16 protein-coding genes are annotated in these 16,055 nt (G+C 53.9%); 3 read left to right on the top strand and 13 right to left on the bottom strand.

All coding sequences use genetic code 11. The features are described from left to right. Positions 1-11 precede the first annotated feature (11 nt). From EBB_RS06135 to EBB_RS06125, 3 genes are all read right to left on the bottom strand, one after another. Complete coding sequence (locus tag EBB_RS06135; RefSeq protein WP_192392905.1) at positions 12-1,862, bottom strand: multicopper oxidase family protein; 1,851 nt, start codon at positions 1,860-1,862, stop codon at positions 12-14. 101 nt (positions 1,863-1,963) lie between these two features. Continuing rightward, complete coding sequence (locus tag EBB_RS06130) at positions 1,964-2,890, bottom strand: sulfite exporter TauE/SafE family protein (protein WP_192392904.1); 927 nt, start codon at positions 2,888-2,890, stop codon at positions 1,964-1,966. A gap of 13 nt (positions 2,891-2,903) precedes the next feature. Further along, entirely contained in the window at positions 2,904-3,596 is a 693-nt protein-coding gene (locus EBB_RS06125; protein ID WP_192392903.1) for an MBL fold metallo-hydrolase, read from the bottom strand. A gap of 297 nt (positions 3,597-3,893) precedes the next feature. On the opposite strand from EBB_RS06125, the gene EBB_RS06120 reads away from it, so the two are divergent. Continuing rightward, positions 3,894-5,249, top strand: coding sequence for a sigma-54 interaction domain-containing protein (locus EBB_RS06120; protein ID WP_192392902.1), 1,356 nt, complete (start codon positions 3,894-3,896; stop codon positions 5,247-5,249). On the opposite strand, the gene EBB_RS06115 is transcribed toward EBB_RS06120, so the two are convergent. Genes EBB_RS06115 through EBB_RS06105 form a run of 3 tightly spaced genes read right to left on the bottom strand, consistent with a single transcriptional unit; the run spans position 5,244 to position 8,246 of the window. Next, positions 5,244-6,050 (bottom strand): F0F1 ATP synthase subunit gamma, encoded by an 807-nt coding sequence (locus EBB_RS06115; RefSeq protein ID WP_192392901.1) that lies wholly within the window; start codon positions 6,048-6,050, stop codon positions 5,244-5,246. The two genes, EBB_RS06120 and EBB_RS06115, sit on opposite strands and share 6 nt — an antisense overlap. Continuing rightward, positions 6,047-7,516 carry a F0F1 ATP synthase subunit alpha gene (locus EBB_RS06110; protein WP_192392900.1) on the bottom strand — a complete coding sequence of 490 codons (1,470 nt, stop codon included), beginning with the start codon at positions 7,514-7,516 and terminating at the stop codon, positions 6,047-6,049. Before EBB_RS06110 ends, EBB_RS06115 begins: the two co-directional genes overlap by 4 nt. Then, positions 7,476-8,246, bottom strand: a complete 771-nt coding sequence (locus tag EBB_RS06105) for a F0F1 ATP synthase subunit delta (RefSeq protein WP_225587258.1) — start codon at positions 8,244-8,246, stop codon at positions 7,476-7,478. Before EBB_RS06105 ends, EBB_RS06110 begins: the two co-directional genes overlap by 41 nt. 252 nt (positions 8,247-8,498) lie before the next feature. Between EBB_RS06105 and EBB_RS06100 the strand changes: the two genes are divergently transcribed. Then, positions 8,499-10,607 carry an SGNH hydrolase domain-containing protein gene (locus EBB_RS06100; RefSeq protein ID WP_192392898.1) on the top strand — a complete coding sequence of 703 codons (2,109 nt, stop codon included), beginning with the start codon at positions 8,499-8,501 and terminating at the stop codon, positions 10,605-10,607. A 34-nt stretch (positions 10,608-10,641) separates the two neighbouring features. Here EBB_RS06100 and EBB_RS06095 read toward each other — a convergent pair whose 3' ends face one another. The 6 genes from EBB_RS06095 to atpD all read right to left on the bottom strand — a co-directional run bounded on the left by EBB_RS06095 (position 10,642) and on the right by atpD (position 15,013). Beyond that, positions 10,642-10,908, bottom strand: coding sequence for a F0F1 ATP synthase subunit C (locus tag EBB_RS06095; protein WP_020483596.1), 267 nt, complete (start codon positions 10,906-10,908; stop codon positions 10,642-10,644). 2 nt (positions 10,909-10,910) lie between these two features. Then, positions 10,911-11,600 (bottom strand): F0F1 ATP synthase subunit A, encoded by a 690-nt coding sequence (locus EBB_RS06090; RefSeq protein ID WP_192392897.1) that lies wholly within the window; start codon positions 11,598-11,600, stop codon positions 10,911-10,913. Between the two features lie 153 nt (positions 11,601-11,753). Further along, positions 11,754-12,833, bottom strand: coding sequence for a lytic transglycosylase domain-containing protein (locus EBB_RS06085; protein WP_225587257.1), 1,080 nt, complete (start codon positions 12,831-12,833; stop codon positions 11,754-11,756). A 136-nt stretch (positions 12,834-12,969) separates the two neighbouring features. Then, the gene (locus EBB_RS06080; protein WP_192392896.1) at positions 12,970-13,245 is read right to left on the bottom strand and encodes an AtpZ/AtpI family protein; all 276 of its coding nucleotides are present in this window, start codon (positions 13,243-13,245) and stop codon (positions 12,970-12,972) included. Further along, complete coding sequence (locus tag EBB_RS06075) at positions 13,242-13,658, bottom strand: F0F1 ATP synthase subunit delta/epsilon (protein WP_192392895.1); 417 nt, start codon at positions 13,656-13,658, stop codon at positions 13,242-13,244. Before EBB_RS06075 ends, EBB_RS06080 begins: the two co-directional genes overlap by 4 nt. After that, on the bottom strand, positions 13,655-15,013 hold the full coding sequence (atpD, locus tag EBB_RS06070) for a F0F1 ATP synthase subunit beta (protein WP_192392894.1): 1,359 nt from the start codon (positions 15,011-15,013) through the stop codon (positions 13,655-13,657). Before atpD ends, EBB_RS06075 begins: the two co-directional genes overlap by 4 nt. 322 nt (positions 15,014-15,335) lie before the next feature. Between atpD and EBB_RS26635 the strand changes: the two genes are divergently transcribed. Next, on the top strand, positions 15,336-15,554 hold the full coding sequence (locus tag EBB_RS26635) for a TraR/DksA C4-type zinc finger protein (RefSeq protein ID WP_192392893.1): 219 nt from the start codon (positions 15,336-15,338) through the stop codon (positions 15,552-15,554). A 110-nt stretch (positions 15,555-15,664) separates the two neighbouring features. Here EBB_RS26635 and EBB_RS06060 read toward each other — a convergent pair whose 3' ends face one another. Further along, a complete protein-coding gene (locus EBB_RS06060; RefSeq protein WP_033157699.1) occupies positions 15,665-15,970 on the bottom strand; it encodes a hypothetical protein in 306 nt (101 codons plus the stop codon). Positions 15,971-16,055: the final 85 nt, after the last annotated feature.

Here is a 16,055-nt window from a genome sequence, read left to right as displayed (position 1 = left end):
GCGTTTTCCGGTTAGACCACCAGGAAATCGCGCATCATGCCCATATCTTCATGTTCCAGGTTATGGCAGTGGTACATGAATAAACCTTTAAAATCCTGGAAGGGCTTGATGATTTTGACCCGCTCGCCGGGCATCACCAACACCGTGTCTTTCCAGCCGCCTTCGATAAAACCCTCTTTAACCGTTGCGTAATCTGCGCTTTCGTTATTGGCGATGGTTCGGCTCAGGATTTGAAAATATTGGCCGTGCAAATGAATCGGATGGGCCATGGACATCATCATACCCATACCACCACCCATACCACCCATGCCGCCCATCTGATGGCCGCCGGCTTCTTCGTTCTCGCCGCCGTGCCGCATGCCCATCATACCCATGCGCCTATGCTCACCTTCACCCTGATTGTTATCACCATGCCGCATGCCACCCATCATGCCCATACCGCCCATTTTGTGGGAACCGGCATCGGCTTTCTCGGCATTGCCGTGCTCGCCACCGGCTTTATCGCCGTGTCCGCCACCGCCATGCGCATGAAAAATCTCCAGCAATTGCACAGTATTTAAGGGAATGCGCTCGCTCGGCAAAATATCGTTATAGGCATAAGGCCGACCATTTAAAACCATGCGCATCGGCCCTTCCGAAATAGCGATAGGCACCGGTTTACCGGGATTGACTGTGTCATTTAAGCTGTAATGGTTAATTTTCGCCAAACTGTTGGGTAATTTCGGACTATCACTTTGCTGCCGGGTGACTTTCACCGTAAAAATCGGATAGTCGCTACCCACCGGCAAAGCGCTGGCATGCATGCCCATACCGCCGCCCATACCGCCATGATCGCCTTGACCACCGCCCATCATCCGTTCAGCCATGCCCGGCAATACGCCGGAAAAAGAACGGCTGCGCAACACCAACTGGGAGCCGACTTTACGCCCGCTGAAATCAGCCCAAATATCCAAACGTTCGCCGGGGGCCAGCATCACGTAGGGTTTATTGAGCGGTGCTTCCAGCAAGCCGCCATCGGTACCGATGACGGTAATAGGCGACTTGTCGTCCCAAGCCAGTTTGTAGATGCGCGCCGTTGAGCCGTTGAGGACGCGGAAACGATAAGCTCGACTGGCCACGTCGAGCTGAAAATTAGCCAGACCGTTCACTAAAATCCGGTCGCCGTAAAAACCCATCATTCTGTCGTGCATGGTGTGCACGTATTGCAACTGATTATTCGCGTCGAACTTGCGGTCCTGAATCACGATTGGCACTTCGTATTCGCCGCCGGGCAATTCCAGACGCCGTTCTTCCTCGTCGTTAACCAAAATCGCGCCCGCCAAACCGTGATAAACCTGCTTAGCTGTGGTGTTGTGCGGATGCGGATGGTAAATATTCATGCTAGCGCGGTTGAGCATTTCAAATTCGTACACAAACACTTGGCCGCTGTCTATCGTGTACAGCGGATGCCCGTCCACTTCGGCGGGCACATGCAAACCATGCCAGTGGGTAATACTCGGTTCGTTAAGCTGATTATGCAGATTGATTCTGATCTTTTGGCCCTTTTCGAAACGCAGCACCGGCCCCAGGTAGGAACCGGGAATTTCCGTTAAGGTCTGCGCCGGCCCCTTCACCAATTTGGCAAAATACTGCTGCACGCGCGTGGGCTGGCCGGGCAAAATAGCCACCGCGTTTGGTTTGCAAATCAAATCCAATTCCACGTCCGGGTGAAAATTTGCCGAGGCTTTACGCGGCGGCATCGTCGGCATCTCGCCCATGTTTTCCATCGCTCTAAGCCATGCGGGCGCGCCAGCCCACGCCATTAATCCGGCTCCAGTTTGCGCAAAAAAGCGCCGACGTGACGTATTGATTGAATAAGACATATACCCTCCTCAAACGATTTTTATAGTTATGCGCCAGACGGTTAGCACCGCATGGCGGAATCAACGGCATAGCACAACCGTCAATATTAGTCTAGCCTAATTCATAGATGATGGCGGGGCGACATTGGCAACGCTTCGCTACGCGGCGTGCGGCTATGAATGCGCTTGCCTATCAGGCCAAGCGCTAATAAGGCGGCTAAACCTGCCAAGCCTCGTCGCCAGGCACGTTCGTCATCCTGCCACAGCTCTAAGGATGCCAACAGTTGCCAGCTCAGCGCGTTAAACAATACATACACCGCCACCAGCATCACAAACCAGCCAAACCCGCGCCTTAACGCGGCCGCGCTGATGAAGTTGGATAACCAGCCTCCCAGAAAACTGCCCATAACCGCACCCGCCGTCACCAGCGCCATCAACGGAATATCCAGTTGGGCGTGATTCGCGTAGCCGCTCAAGCCGGCGCTGGCGTTCATGACAATAACCAACAACGAAGTCCCTATAGCGGCCGGCATCGGTAAACCCACCAGCAAGGTCAATGCCGGCACGATCAAAAATCCGCCCCCGACCCCCACCAAGCCGGTCAGCCCACCGACTAAAATCCCGTCGAACAACAAGCGCAATATCGGTGTTTGTAAAGGACACATCGGTAATGTCTGCTCAACAGCCGGCTGGCTTGGGGCTTTCTTGAAGATCATCGCCAGACCGGTCAAAAATGTAATCGCTCCAAAAAACACCATGAGCCAGTCACCGGAAAAATGGCCGGCCAAACGGCCGCCGCCGAATGCGCCCAACATGCCGGCCAAACCGAATACCAGCGCGCTTTTCCAGCAGACATGGCCGCGTCGCGCATGCGGGATCAAAGCCATCAGGCTGGAGACCCCCACCACCACAAATGAGGTGACAATAGCGGTCTTGGGCGGGACATGCAGCACGTAGACCAGCATCGGCACCGTCAAAATCGAGCCGCCGCCGCCCAGCAAGCCCAGCAGCAGGCCGATACAGATTGCCAAGATTAGCGTCAGGATCATCGGCTAACTCCGCCTACTCGGCAGGCGTCCCACAAGACTGATTGGCCGGCAGCGCCTGATCGATAAACTTGGGATACGCCAACTTCAACTCACTCATGATGCCGATAAACTCGTCACGTGTGCGCCCCTGGCCCAAGCGGGTGTTTTTTGCCATTTCCTGTTTGATGGTAGACACAGTATTACCCTGGTAATCATGTCCCGGATACACCAGGGTATCAGGCGGTAATGTGAATAACTTGCCGGTGATGCTGTCGTAAAGCTGGCCGGCATCGCCTTGCTGGAAATCGGTGCGCCCGCTACCGCCGATCAACAATGCATCGCCGGTAAACACCCGATCAGCCATCACATAACTGACGCAACCGCCGGTATGGCCGGGGGTATGCCGGACCTGAATATCCAGATCGCCGACTTGCAATAACACGCCGTCAGTAACCAGCAAATCGGCGCACAGCGCGCCGGCATCCCGATGCACCACGCTCTTGCTGCCAAGTTTTTCCCGCAACAAACCGGCGCCGGTGATGTGGTCGGCGTGCACATGGGTTTCGAATGTGTAAATCAGCTGCAGATTCAGGCTTTGCAGCAAATCGATATAAATCGGCAGTTCCGAAGCCACCGGATCGATCAGGCAGGCGCGACGGCTGCGTTCACATCCCAACAAGTAACTGTAGGTGGAAGTTTCTGTTTCGAAGAGTTGTCTGAAAATCATGACCCGCCTCATTTAGCGCAAAGTAAGAAGAATATAAGAGTTGTATATCAATACTCGTGCCAGTTTACCGGCAGTATTTATATCCGCACGGCCCACAAAATCAGCTCTCCGCAGCATGGGCCACATAGAGATATACCCTTGTTTTAACTTATTATTTTAGTTTTCTTACCTTAAAGAATTGAGTCGATAGGTTTGATGAAGCGACCTGGCGATGGCCAAGCTTGGCGTTTCAATATGAAATATTGAAACGATACTGATACACTTGAAACATAACTGAAACAACGCGAGATTGAACGCATGGCATCTTCTTCCCCCCTATTCAAACGCTGGCTCGGCCAAATCGGCGCCGATCAAGTCGTAGAAGTGTTGACCGACTTATTCGAAAGCGGCGCGGCCTTTATCGTGGACAGCAATAGCGACATCTTGCTGTGGAGCAAAGGCGCCGAACAATTGTTCGGTTTGAGCGCGACCGAGACCATAGGCAAACCCTGCAAAACCGCGCTGAATTGCGACAGCGGCAACGACCCCTGCAACTTGGCCGAACTCGGCATCGTCAAGTCGCAAGCGGTGCGGATACATCGTCGGGATGGCCGAACGCTGAATTGTTATCGAACCGCGCGCGCCTTCTACGATAGCAACGGCGGCTTCGCCGGGGCGATTGAATTTCTGCAAGCACAAAGCGACACAGCCCCGGAACAAAAATCGGACGACAGCGACAGCTTTCACGGCATTCTGTCACGCGACCCCGCCATGAAAGAGGCCATCAAAATCATCCGCAACGTCGCCGAAACCGAAGCCACCGTGTTAATCCGCGGCGAATCCGGCACCGGCAAAGAGATGGTAGCGCATGCATTGCACCTGGAAAGCCCGCGGCACTATCAGCCGTTTTTGGCGATCAACTGCGCAGCCTTGACCCCCAGCCTGTTGGAAAGCGAATTGTTCGGCCACGTCAAAGGTGCATTCACCGGCGCGGTGCGTAACCATGCCGGCCTGTTTCAACGCGCCAACGGCGGTACTTTATTTTTGGACGAAATAGCGGAGTTGCCATTGGAGCTGCAAGCCAAGTTGCTGCGGGTGATACAGGAGCGCAATTTCATACCGGTGGGCGGCGATAGCGCGGTCAGCGTGGATGTGCGGATTATCGCCGCCACGCATAGATCGCTACGCGAGGAGGTCAAGGCGGGGCGGTTTCGAGAGGATTTGATGTATCGCTTACGCGTAGTGCCGATCTTTCTGCCGCCGCTACGCGAGCGCCGCCAGGACATCAGCCTGTTGCTGCAACATCTGATAGACCGGCATAACACCCAAGGCCATCGCCATATCGACCGCATCGCACCGGAAGCGATGCGCCTGCTGCTGGATTACCGCTGGCCGGGCAATGTCCGGGAATTGAATAATGTGGTCGAATACGCCTATGCGGTAGGCCGCGGCAGCGAGCTCGGCATAGGCGATTTGCCGCCCGAGTTTCGTGAGCCACTTAGACCGGCAGCAACGCTTGACCAGCACGCTGCACTGCGCTCAAAAAGTCAAAACGAAGCGGAATTGATCCGTGAAGCCTTGGCAAATAACCCGGACAATCTGGAACAGGCCGCGCAATTTGCAGGGATGAGCCGGGCAACTTTTTGGCGAAAACGTAAGAAATACGGCTTATAAGCCGGCAGCGCTGCCATGCCGCCCCACCATCAACTCGATTTCCTCGACGATTTCTTCCTGACGCAGCCGATTGCGTTGCAGTTGCAGTTCTTCGCCACCGCGCTCAAGATGCCGCAACGCGGTTTCCATCTGCATCAGCCGCATGTGGTTTTCTACCCGAATCGAGCGTAACAATAACGCCAGCAAAGTATGAAACAGATAATGTTCGGCAACGCCTTGCGCCACTTCCGCTGCCGGCGCGAAAGTCAGCGGCGGGTTTGGTCTGGCATGGCTGGCCACATTCGCCAGAGGCCAAAGGCGTTGGCTGCGCGCCCCTTGTTCGTCACGAATACAAGCTATCAATCCAAATTCGACGCCGCGCAGCTCTGCCACCGCCGTCAGAATACTATCTATCGCCGTCGGCGCATCCAGACCACCTTCGGCACCGCGCAGCCGTTGCAATGCGGCGCGTGCCTCAACCATTTGGTGCAGGCGTTCGCCGAGTAGAATCAACGGACCTTGCTGATCGGCATTTTGGCGCCAGTAGCGAATCACATCTTCATTAAAGCTGCCGCAAAAGCCGCGCACGGAACCGAATAACAGCCAGATGTCTTTCGCTGGCGCGCTTAAAGCCGGCTCCGGCAAGCTGTTGGCTAAATCGGCCAATGCCGTTTCCAGCGATTGCACGACGTGTTGTTGCGCGGCTTCGCGCTTACCCACTTTCCGCAACTCGGCCAAGGCAAAACTGCGCATCGCGCCGAGAATGCCGGACAAATCGTCGAACAAGGCTAAGCGCGCCTCGACTTCCCGACGCTGGCTCATGCTTTATCCGCCAAGAGTTGCCGCAACACTGACAACCATTGCTTTTTCGGCGACTCCAAGGTCAACGTATCCGGCAATTTTGCAAGTAGCTCTGCCAATACGCCAGCCGCCTGTTCCGGTTTGAGGTTTTCCAGCAAACCCTCGCCGTATGCCAGCAACCAGGCCAGATGAGCCCGTTCGGACAAGGGTTGCAAGCGATCCTGTTTCAATATTTCCCGCAGCAAGCGGCCGCGTTGCAGCTTTTCCTCGACACCGGCTTCCAAACGGGTTCCGAAGCGGGCGAACAACTCCAGCTCCAAAAACTGCAAATAATCCAAACGAATATGCGCAGAAGCGGTTTTGATGGCCGGATGCTGGGCCTTGCCGCCAATACGCGACACCGAACGGCCGATGTCGATGGCCGGCAGCATGCCCGCCGCGAACAGCTTGCTTTCCAGATAAATCTGGCCGTCGGTGATCGAGATCAAGTTGGTGGGGATATACGCCGACAGCTCGCCCTGGCGGGTTTCGATAATCGGCAAAGCAGTCATGCTGCCGCCGCCATAGGCCGACGACAATACGGTCGAGCGCTCCAGCAGCCGGGAATGCAGATAAAAAATATCACCCGGATAGGCTTCCCGCCCTGGCGGCCGTTGCAATAGCAGCGATAACTCGCGATAGGACTGGGCATGGCGCGTCAAATCGTCGTAGACCACCAAGGTGTCACGGCCCATGCGCATCCAATGCTCGGCAATCGCGCAGCCGGCAAACGGCGCCAGATAGCGAAAACCCGGTAAAGCGTTGGCTTCGGCGACCACCACTACGGTATAGGCCAACGCGTCGACCTGGCGCAGCGCTTCTATCGTACCGGCGACGGAAGAACGCGGCTGGCCGATCAACACCATCACGCACAACACATTGCGACCGCGTTGATTCAGCACGGCGTCCAGGGCCAGCGCGCTTTTGCCGATGCCGTCGTCGCCGATGATCAATTGCCGCTGGCCCTTGCCGATGGGAATCAAGGTGTCGACAATCTTGCAGCCGGTGTATAAAGGTTCGGAGACGAAATCGCGCTCGATGATGGGCGGCGCGGCAGCTTCCAATGAGCGAAACTGGCGCAATTCCGGCGGCGGTAAACCGTCCAGCGGACTACCGAGCGGATCGACCACCCGTCCCAATAAAGTATCGCCAACACCCACTTCCAACTTACGGCCGATATGTTGCACGGCCATGCCGGCTGTGACGCCACGGTTTTGCGACAACAGAATCGCCCCCAACACTTCCCGGCCCAGCTGAAACACCAAGCCGGTGCTGCCGTCGTCGAAACCGATCAATTCGTCAAGCCGCGCCGTGGGCAAGCCGCGGATCCAGGCAATGCCATCGCCAATACCGGCCACGTAGCCGCGCTCAGATAAGCGCAGGCCGAATTGGTAGGGTTTAACCGACTCAACCATGATTGGCTTGGCGCCGGAAAAACGCCAGCTCATCGGCCAGATTGGCGTGCAATTGGCATTCGCCGACTATGGCGCGCAGGCCGGCAATCAATGAAGGGTCTTCCTTGAAGGTGATTTGCAAGCTTTGTCCGGCAACGCTCGACAAGGTTTCCGTTATCCGTGATCGCTCTGCTTCGCTCAACGGGTGCGCGCCGAGCACGTCGACCGCAGAAGCAGCAATCAACATCGCCGCGGCTTTGCGCAGCGCCGCTAGCTCGCTGTCCGGCATATCAAGCAGGTCCTGCAGAAAGACCTCGACGATGCGCTGCGTCAATTGCGGCGATGCTAATCGTTGCAACATAGCCGCTGCTTGCCCGTAAGCCGCGCCCGCCGCTTCTCTTACCAAAGCCGCTTCCCTTGCCGCGATCAACGTCTGGTTACGGACCCGCAATTTAGCTTCTTCGTCCGCCAGGGTTTGTTTCAAATTCTCCGTCGCGGTATTGCGTAACTGCGCTAACTCCTCGTCTAGTTGCCGGCGACTGGTTTCTTGTTGTTGATTCCAAGCGGCCAGTCGTTGTTCGTATTGTTGGCGCAGGGCTTCCGCTTCGTTGCGCAATAGTGCGGCCTGCTCGGTTTCGTCTTTGATGCGCTGCTGCCGGGCATCGAGCATTGCCAGCACCGGGCGGTACAGAAAGCGTTGCAGTATCCACACCAGGACCAGGAAGTTGAGGATTTCCAGGATAAAGGTTGTCCAGTCGAATTGCATCATGGATGGGTAACCCATTTTGTTGAATATGAACTTGCGGCGTTGTTGCGAAAATACCGCCGATTTTTGGTTTCTCCGCTATCTTAAACCCCGCAATGGTTTCGATGTCTGAAAATTTAGCCCGCGTAGCTTGCCGTTTAGGCACGTCTTGAGGCTCGAATACTTACGGCTTAGAATACGCCCCGCCTTTCCAGGCTAGAGCCTGCCCGACCACCTAGGCCAGAGCAGATAAGACGGAAAGCCCGAACCCACTTAGCATTTCTTTACCCTATGACCTCTTTGCAAGAACATCTGTCACACCCCAAGTATCGGCCCGATATTGACGGCTTAAGAGCGATTGCCGTGCTCTCGGTTATCGCCTTTCATGCGTTTCCCAAGAGCTTGCAAGGTGGATTTATAGGTGTAGACATCTTCTTTGTGATTTCTGGCTATCTGATTTCGACCATCATTTTTCAGAATCTGGAAAAGGGTACTTTCAGCTTCACCGAATTTTATGCCCGCCGGGTTAAACGGATCTTTCCGGCCCTGATTCTGGTGTTGGTAGCCTGTTACGTCTTCGGTTGGTTCGCGCTGTTTGCCGACGAATACAAGCAGTTGAGCAAGCATATTGCCGCCGGCGCGGGATTCGTTTCCAACATTGTGCTGTGGAGCGAGGCCGGCTATTTCGACAACTCCGGCGAAACTAAACCCTTGCTGCATCTTTGGAGTTTAGGCATCGAGGAACAGTTTTACATCGTCTGGCCCTTGTTGCTTTGGTTTGCCTGGGAGCGGAACTTCAATCTGTTGACCATTACGGTTCTGATTGCCATCGTCTCTTTCGGCCTGAATATCACAGGCGTCATCGCCCATCCTGTCGCAACGTTTTACTCTCCGCAAACCCGGTTTTGGGAGCTGTTATGCGGTAGTTTGCTGGCCTGGACGACGCTCTACAAGAAAGACTCGTTCTCTGCTATCAAGCTGAAGCTCGACGGTTGGCTGGCTGGCGCGGTTTATCGAAACTCTCACGCCGCCGACGGCAAAACACTGGCCAACGCACTGTCTATTCTGGGCATGCTGCTGCTGACCTTCGGTTTTTTCATCATCAATAAGGATCTCAATTTCCCAGGCCGTTGGGCGGTGATCCCGATGTTGGCTGCGGTCATGATCATATCGGCCGGACCGAATGCCTGGGTTAATCGCATCGTCTTATCCCACCCGCTGGCGGTCTGGTTCGGCTTAATTAGTTTTCCCTTGTATTTGTGGCACTGGCCCCTGCTGTCTTTTGCGCAAATCATCGAGACCGACGTACCCAGCATGAATATTCGCGCCATTGCGGTGTTACTGGCCGTAGCATTAGCTTGGCTGACCTACAGGCTGGTGGAAAAACCAATACGTTTGGGTAGTCACAGCAGAGCCAAGACCGCGGTACTGCTGCTGCTGATGCTGGGTATCGGCTATGTCGGTTACGCTTCATATTCCCGGGATGGCCTGGAGTTTCGTCAAGCCGATGCGCAGACTAAAACCAAAATGTATGCCGATGTAAACGGCACAGTGCTCTACAACACGCCGGAGGACTGGGTCGATGAGCGCTGTAAGACGGTATTGGAGGGGGCCAGTTACAATTATTTGATGTGCCGCTTTACCACCGCCACCCCAAAAATGCTGGTGGTCGGCGATAGTCACGCCGCGCAATTTGTCTACGATTCTATTTCCAATGGCTCGAACGATCTGGCATTAGTAGGTGTGAATGGCTGCCTGCCGTTTATCGATCTGGTGAGCATTAATCCCACGGAAGAGTTTGCAGAAAAGTCGACAAGATGCCGAGTAGTCGTTCCTATCGTGTTGAAGCTGCTGAAGGAATTCCCGTCAATTCAACGCGTCGTGTTTGCGACCAGAGGCGCGATGTACATTGAAGGTTTTGGCTTCGGCAATACTGATTCTAAAAACCTCTATCGGATTGTTAGAAGCCCGGATGATGTATTGACGGAAAATTACAACCAGTTTGTTTCCGGCTATGTCGCAACCATCAATGAGATTTTAAAGCTGGGCAAGGCGGTGGTTTTTATTGAAGACGTACCGGAGATTGGTATAAGCGCTAAAAACTGTGTGGACGAGCGCCCAGTGCGCATTACCGAAAGAGCTCTGCCCGAGTGCGATGTTTCCAGAAAGTCTTTTGAAGAACGCAATATAAACTACAGACGAGCGGTCGATGCTATCAATGCCGCCACGCATAAGCAGATTAAGATTTTTCCCGCCTACGAATATTTATGCGATGAATCGACCTGCGGCGGCATGCACGATGACATGTCTTATTTTTACGACGACGATCATCTTTCCATGCGCGGCAGTAAATTTATTTTCGACAAATTCATTGAATGGTTGGACAAAGAGTCCAAGTAAACGATTGGAGCGTCATATAGCAATCTTCGTTGAGTTATTTTAAAAAATATTCAAGCAGCGGATTTCTAAACAACACAATCAGGGCCACCACCAAACAATAAATCGCCAAAGACTCTATCATCGCCAAACCAATAAACAAGGTACGAGTGATGGTCTTTTCGGCTTCCGGCTGGCGAGCCAGAGCTTCCAAAGCGGCGGCGATGGCTTTACCCATTGCCAGAGCCGGCAACATCGTACCAAGGGCGATCACCAGCCCGGCCACGCCGGTGGAAATCATGCTGAATAAATGGATGTCGTTCATGACTATTCCTCGGGAATTGCGGATGTATCGGATTCGCCAGGTTCCAACGCACCGGCTATATAAATCAGCGCCAGCATACCAAAGATATAGGCCTGCACCACCGCTTCGATTACATGCAGCATCAATAATGGCACCGGCACCAGAAAGCCGGCAATCAACAATACCAGCAAGGCCGCCATTTCCAGACTCATGATGTTGCCGAATAGGCGGATGGCCAAAGCCAGGGTGCGGGTAAATTCGCTGATGATGTGAAACGGTAACAGGATGATGCTTGGCTCGACATAATGGCGAAAATGTTGCGGCCAGCCGCGATCACGAATCCCGAACCAGTGAGTAGACCCGAACACCAGCACCGCCAATGCGGCGGTGGCGGACAAATCGCGGGTAGGTGCATGTAGTTCCGGAATTAACCCCACCAGATTAGCCACCAGGACAAACAGCCATAAGCTGGCCACGAACGGCAGCACCTGCCGTACCGATGCCGCCGGCAACACTTCGGCAATCGCGCCTTCTATGGCCACAACCACCGCTTCGAGCAAATTTTGCAATGGGGATGACTGGTGACTGAAGCGCAGCAACAGGGTTAACAACACAAAACCCAGCATCACCCCCCAAGTCGTCACAACTGTGTTGCTGATCGCCAGTGGGCCGAGTTGAAAAACAGTGGTGGCAACAGATTCTGCGTTGTTCATGTCCGCACCTCGATAAACTTAAGGGAATAACCGAAAGCCAGCCTCGCCCCCTCATTTTAATTTAGTTGGGCTTCGCTCTGCTTTGCCCTAACTACATTTGACCCTTGGCGTTACGCGCTCCAACCTGGAAAAGGCCGGAGCGATAAGGTTAACTTATTCGATAGCCAAGTATTGACCGGGTGCCAACGGACTTTCATAGCGGACGCCTTCCCTGAAAAACTGCTCGGGGTTGGAAGCAATTTCGCGGGCGGCCAGGAATTGCGCATAGTAATTGCGCGAGGCAAACCCGAAAGCCGGTCCGTCATAGGTATCTACGATACGCACGAAGTCGCTGCCGACTTGGTTTTGTGCACGCTTCATACCGCCGATACCGTGGTTGTAAGAGGTCACAGCCGCCGGCCAGTCACCGAGTTTGCCGTAAGCGTACGACAGGTATCGGGCTGCGCCGTTGGCGGAGACGAAAGGATCGTAGCGTTGATCGACACGATCACCACTAGGCATGAAGGTTTTGGCGGCGGCTTTAGTAAATTGCCACATGCCGACCGCGCCGGCGGAGGATTTGGCGGATGGTTGAAACGAGGACTCGACGTGCGGCAGATAAGCCAAGTCTTCAGGCAAGCCGGCATCGCGGAAGGTTTTTCTAAACTGCAAATCATAGCGGCCGCTGATCTCCAAACCACGTTTAAAGCGCTCACGCGTGCCGCGCTGCGAACGCAGTCTGTCGCTAAGGCTAGGCAACACGCTATTGAGCGATCTGCCGTTACTTTCCAGCTTGGCGATCAATTGCCGATCGTTGGCGTTCAACGCCGCGCCATAACGCACTTTACTTTCCAATTCGGCCAATTGTGCTTTCCAATATTCGCGGCGCTGGCTGATCATATCTTTTTGTTCTGCCGTCAGGCCTTCTGCGACATAGCCCGGCAAGGTCATCACCTCGTAGACGACATCCAAATAACGGTCGTCATGAAACGCCACTTCGGAACGCTGCCAGACCGCATAGGTTTTTCGCCAGAAATCCACGGCCGGCTCCAACGCTGCGGGCTTTGGGAAAGTCCCTGTATAAAACGCTGGTTTATACGGTGCCGGCTGGGGTTGATAAGACGGTCGCTGTTGGACGATATTCGGCCTAACCGAAGCCATTTTCTCTCGCTTTACCGGCGAACTGCTGGTGCAAGCGTTTAGTAACAATAAGGCTAATAAGGGAAGAGTTAAACGCAGCAAGGGTGGTTTCATTTTGGTCTGGTTATTGGATGCAACATTGATCGATGTAAAGTTTGCTACGCCGAAGAGTCGTAAAATATTCCTCGTGTATTTTCAACAAATAATAGCGCTCATTTCGAATTTTCGTGAAGAATATATCCGAAAAAAATCAGCTTTTTTCCTGCAAAAATCGAAAAACATTATAAGCGCCGACCACAATACCCAACACGATCAAACTGACAGTCCAGCGCACCGAATAGCCGGCAGCCAACGTATCCAACCACCGGCCCAAATACGCACCGGCGACGATAGGCACTACAAACAGTAAACCCAATGTGCCGCCATAAAACAGCATGCCAACCCAGGTCGCCGGGCGGCGGGCTTTATCTTCCAAGCGGCGCAGATCGCGGCGGGTGTGTTCGATTAATTTGTTGCGAAAACTCATAGCACTATTCCCGCTGCTCCGCGACTACTCAGTTCGGCTAGGCGCCGCACCAAAGAATGTTCAATTTCCGACAGCGTCGCCCGCGCGGTGTGCACTTCGGAATCGGCTTGGGCCATTTCCGCCGCGAGTCGTTCGCAGATGGCATCGCGGTCTTTGCCGAGAAAATAGCGCACCGTCGTCACCGTCAGTTGATTGTCAGAAAAGCGCAGCACACCGCCGGGCAAGGCCAAATAATGCCAGACACCGGCTTGATCGCAGAAACGGGCCAGTCCGTATCTCAGTAAGGCCACGCAGTGAATATGTCCCGCCAAAACCCCGAAACTGCCTTCGGCATCGGCACCAATAAACTGGGTGACGGTATCGAAATGCGCGGCACCGCGGCTATCCAGCAACGTTAACGCAAAACCGTTCATACCAACATTGCGCCTTTCATATAGCAATCGGCTTCGCTGAGCTGGTCGTATTTGCCGTCCATAAATGCTTCGCAGTCGGCAATAGTTTGCGCCAACGGCACGCGCACGCCCGGCATGCCGGTATGATCGGCGACAGTAGTAAACGGTTGGGTCAGATAGCGTTGCAAGCGGCGCGCCCGTTCGACGATGCGGCGGTCCTCTTGGGAGAGTTCTTCGATACCGAGCATGGCGATAATATCTTCCAATTCCCGATAGCGCGATAAATGCTCGCGCACGGCACGCGCCACCTGATAGTGCCGGTCGCCCAGGATATGGTGATCCATGATCCTGCTGCTGGACCGCAAAGGATCTATGGCCGGATAAATGCCTTTGGCGGCCTGTTGCCGCGACAAGATTACCACGCTATCCAAATGCCCGAGGATGGTAGCCACTGCCGGGTCCGACATGTCATCGGCCGGCACATACACGGCCTGAACCGAGGTGATGGAGCCGGATTGGGTGGAGACGATACGTTCTTCCAGCGACGCAACTTCGGTCAGCAAAGTGGGTTGATAGCCGACCGTGGCCGGCATCCGCCCCAGCAAACCGGAAATTTCACTGCCAGCCTGAACGAAGCGAAAAATATTGTCCATCAGAAACAATACTTCGGTATCCAGTGTGTCGCGCAAATATTCAGCATAAGCCAGCGCGGTGTAGCCGACATGAAAGCGCACGCCGGGCGATTCGTCCATTTGTCCGTAGACCAGCAGTGCTTTGGGTAATACGCCGGCATCGGCCATTTCATGCCAGAGTTCGTGGCCTTCGCGCATGCGTTCGCCGACACCGGCATAAACCGATACGCCTTGCATCGCCACGCTGACCGCGTGCATGAACTCCATCATCAGCACAGTCTTGCCGACACCGGCACCGCCGAACAAGCCGGTCTTACCGCCGCGCACGAACGGACAAAGCAGATCGATGACCTTGATACCGGTTTCCAGAATTTGCGAGGCCGGCAGGGTATCGGACAATAAGGGCGGAGCGGAGAGAATATTGCGGAAATTATTGTTAGGTAATGGCAGGCCACCATCAAGCGGATCGCCGAACACATTCAACATGCGCCCCAAACAACTGGGATCGACCGGCACATTCAAAGCGTCGCCACGATCAAACACAGGCATGCCGCGAAATAAGCCCGAAACCGAATGCAAAGCAATCGCCCGAATCAGCGTAGGCTCCAGATGCTGAAACACGACCAGCACATAGCGGCCCGCAACGTTCACAACATCAAGCGCCTGGCCGATTGGCGGCAGATATTCGCAACGCACATCGACCACCGGCCCCTGCGCGTCCTCAATGCGGCCCACCTGATTCATCTCATCTCTCATAGCAGCTTGCTCCGACGCATAATCCCCCTAAAGCACTTGGACTAGCATATTTTTTAGATTCTTGCGTCCCACAACGAAAAAAGCTTGCTACAGAATCGTCAGTGCTTGGATAATCGCATTAGATATTTCGCATATTTGCACTATGCCGCAATCACCGATTAGCGCCGATCTCCCGGTGTTAGTTCAGGAACTTTGGACTTTATCACATTGCCCTAACAACGGAGTGTTGAAAAATGCCGGCGTTCCAACAGAAGACAAGAAATATTCCGTTTATCCTCAGCAGCGATTTTTATGAGAAAGAGGGGGAAACATGAAACCAAAGGCAACGCAGTTAAGCTTTTGCTCAAGGTGCGGGGATGAAATTCCGCCAGACGAATTGCAATTTTTGCCAAATACTTCGCTATGCGCTTTTTGCTACAACACGCAGCTGGAATACAGGGATATCCATCACTCAGGCGTTAAAATATCCAAACCCGTCTTAACCTTAGTCCCGCAAAACCCAAAGGTTCAAGACAGCAACGCGGCCTAACCGCATCAATCCGGTAGCAAAAGCGCTTAAACGCTGCCAGCCACCGGACTGAAAAACCCTATCATCGCTTAAACTTTACAAAAAGCATCCGGCAACTACATAAGGATTGCCTACTGTTTTATGTTTTTATAACCTTCTTCACTTTCACGCATGATTTTTTGGCCTTCCTCGACCAGATTGCGGCCTTCGTCGATCTTTATCTGACCCTCACGTTGCATCACTTGTCCGCGTTCGACCATTTGCTTACCTTCCTGCCAACGGCTACCCAACTGCGCAATGCCCTGACTATCTCGCAACATTTGTTCACCGGACAGAATTTTGTCCGCCTGCTTGGTCGGGGCGGCTGGCTCGCTAGCACAACCGGCGACCAGTAAAGTTAACAGAAGAACGGAAGTGTTCGGTCTGACTCTGCGCATAAATATGTCCTCTTATGATGCACTGGAAATGATGGGGAGAAATATTGCAAAACACCATGGTATCTGGCAATCATTTTTTCAAGTT

Source organism: Methylomonas fluvii (assembly GCF_014850975.1).
Classification (GTDB): Bacteria; Pseudomonadota; Gammaproteobacteria; order Methylococcales; family Methylomonadaceae; genus Methylomonas; species Methylomonas fluvii.
This window is presented reverse-complemented; position numbering and strand designations above follow the sequence as displayed.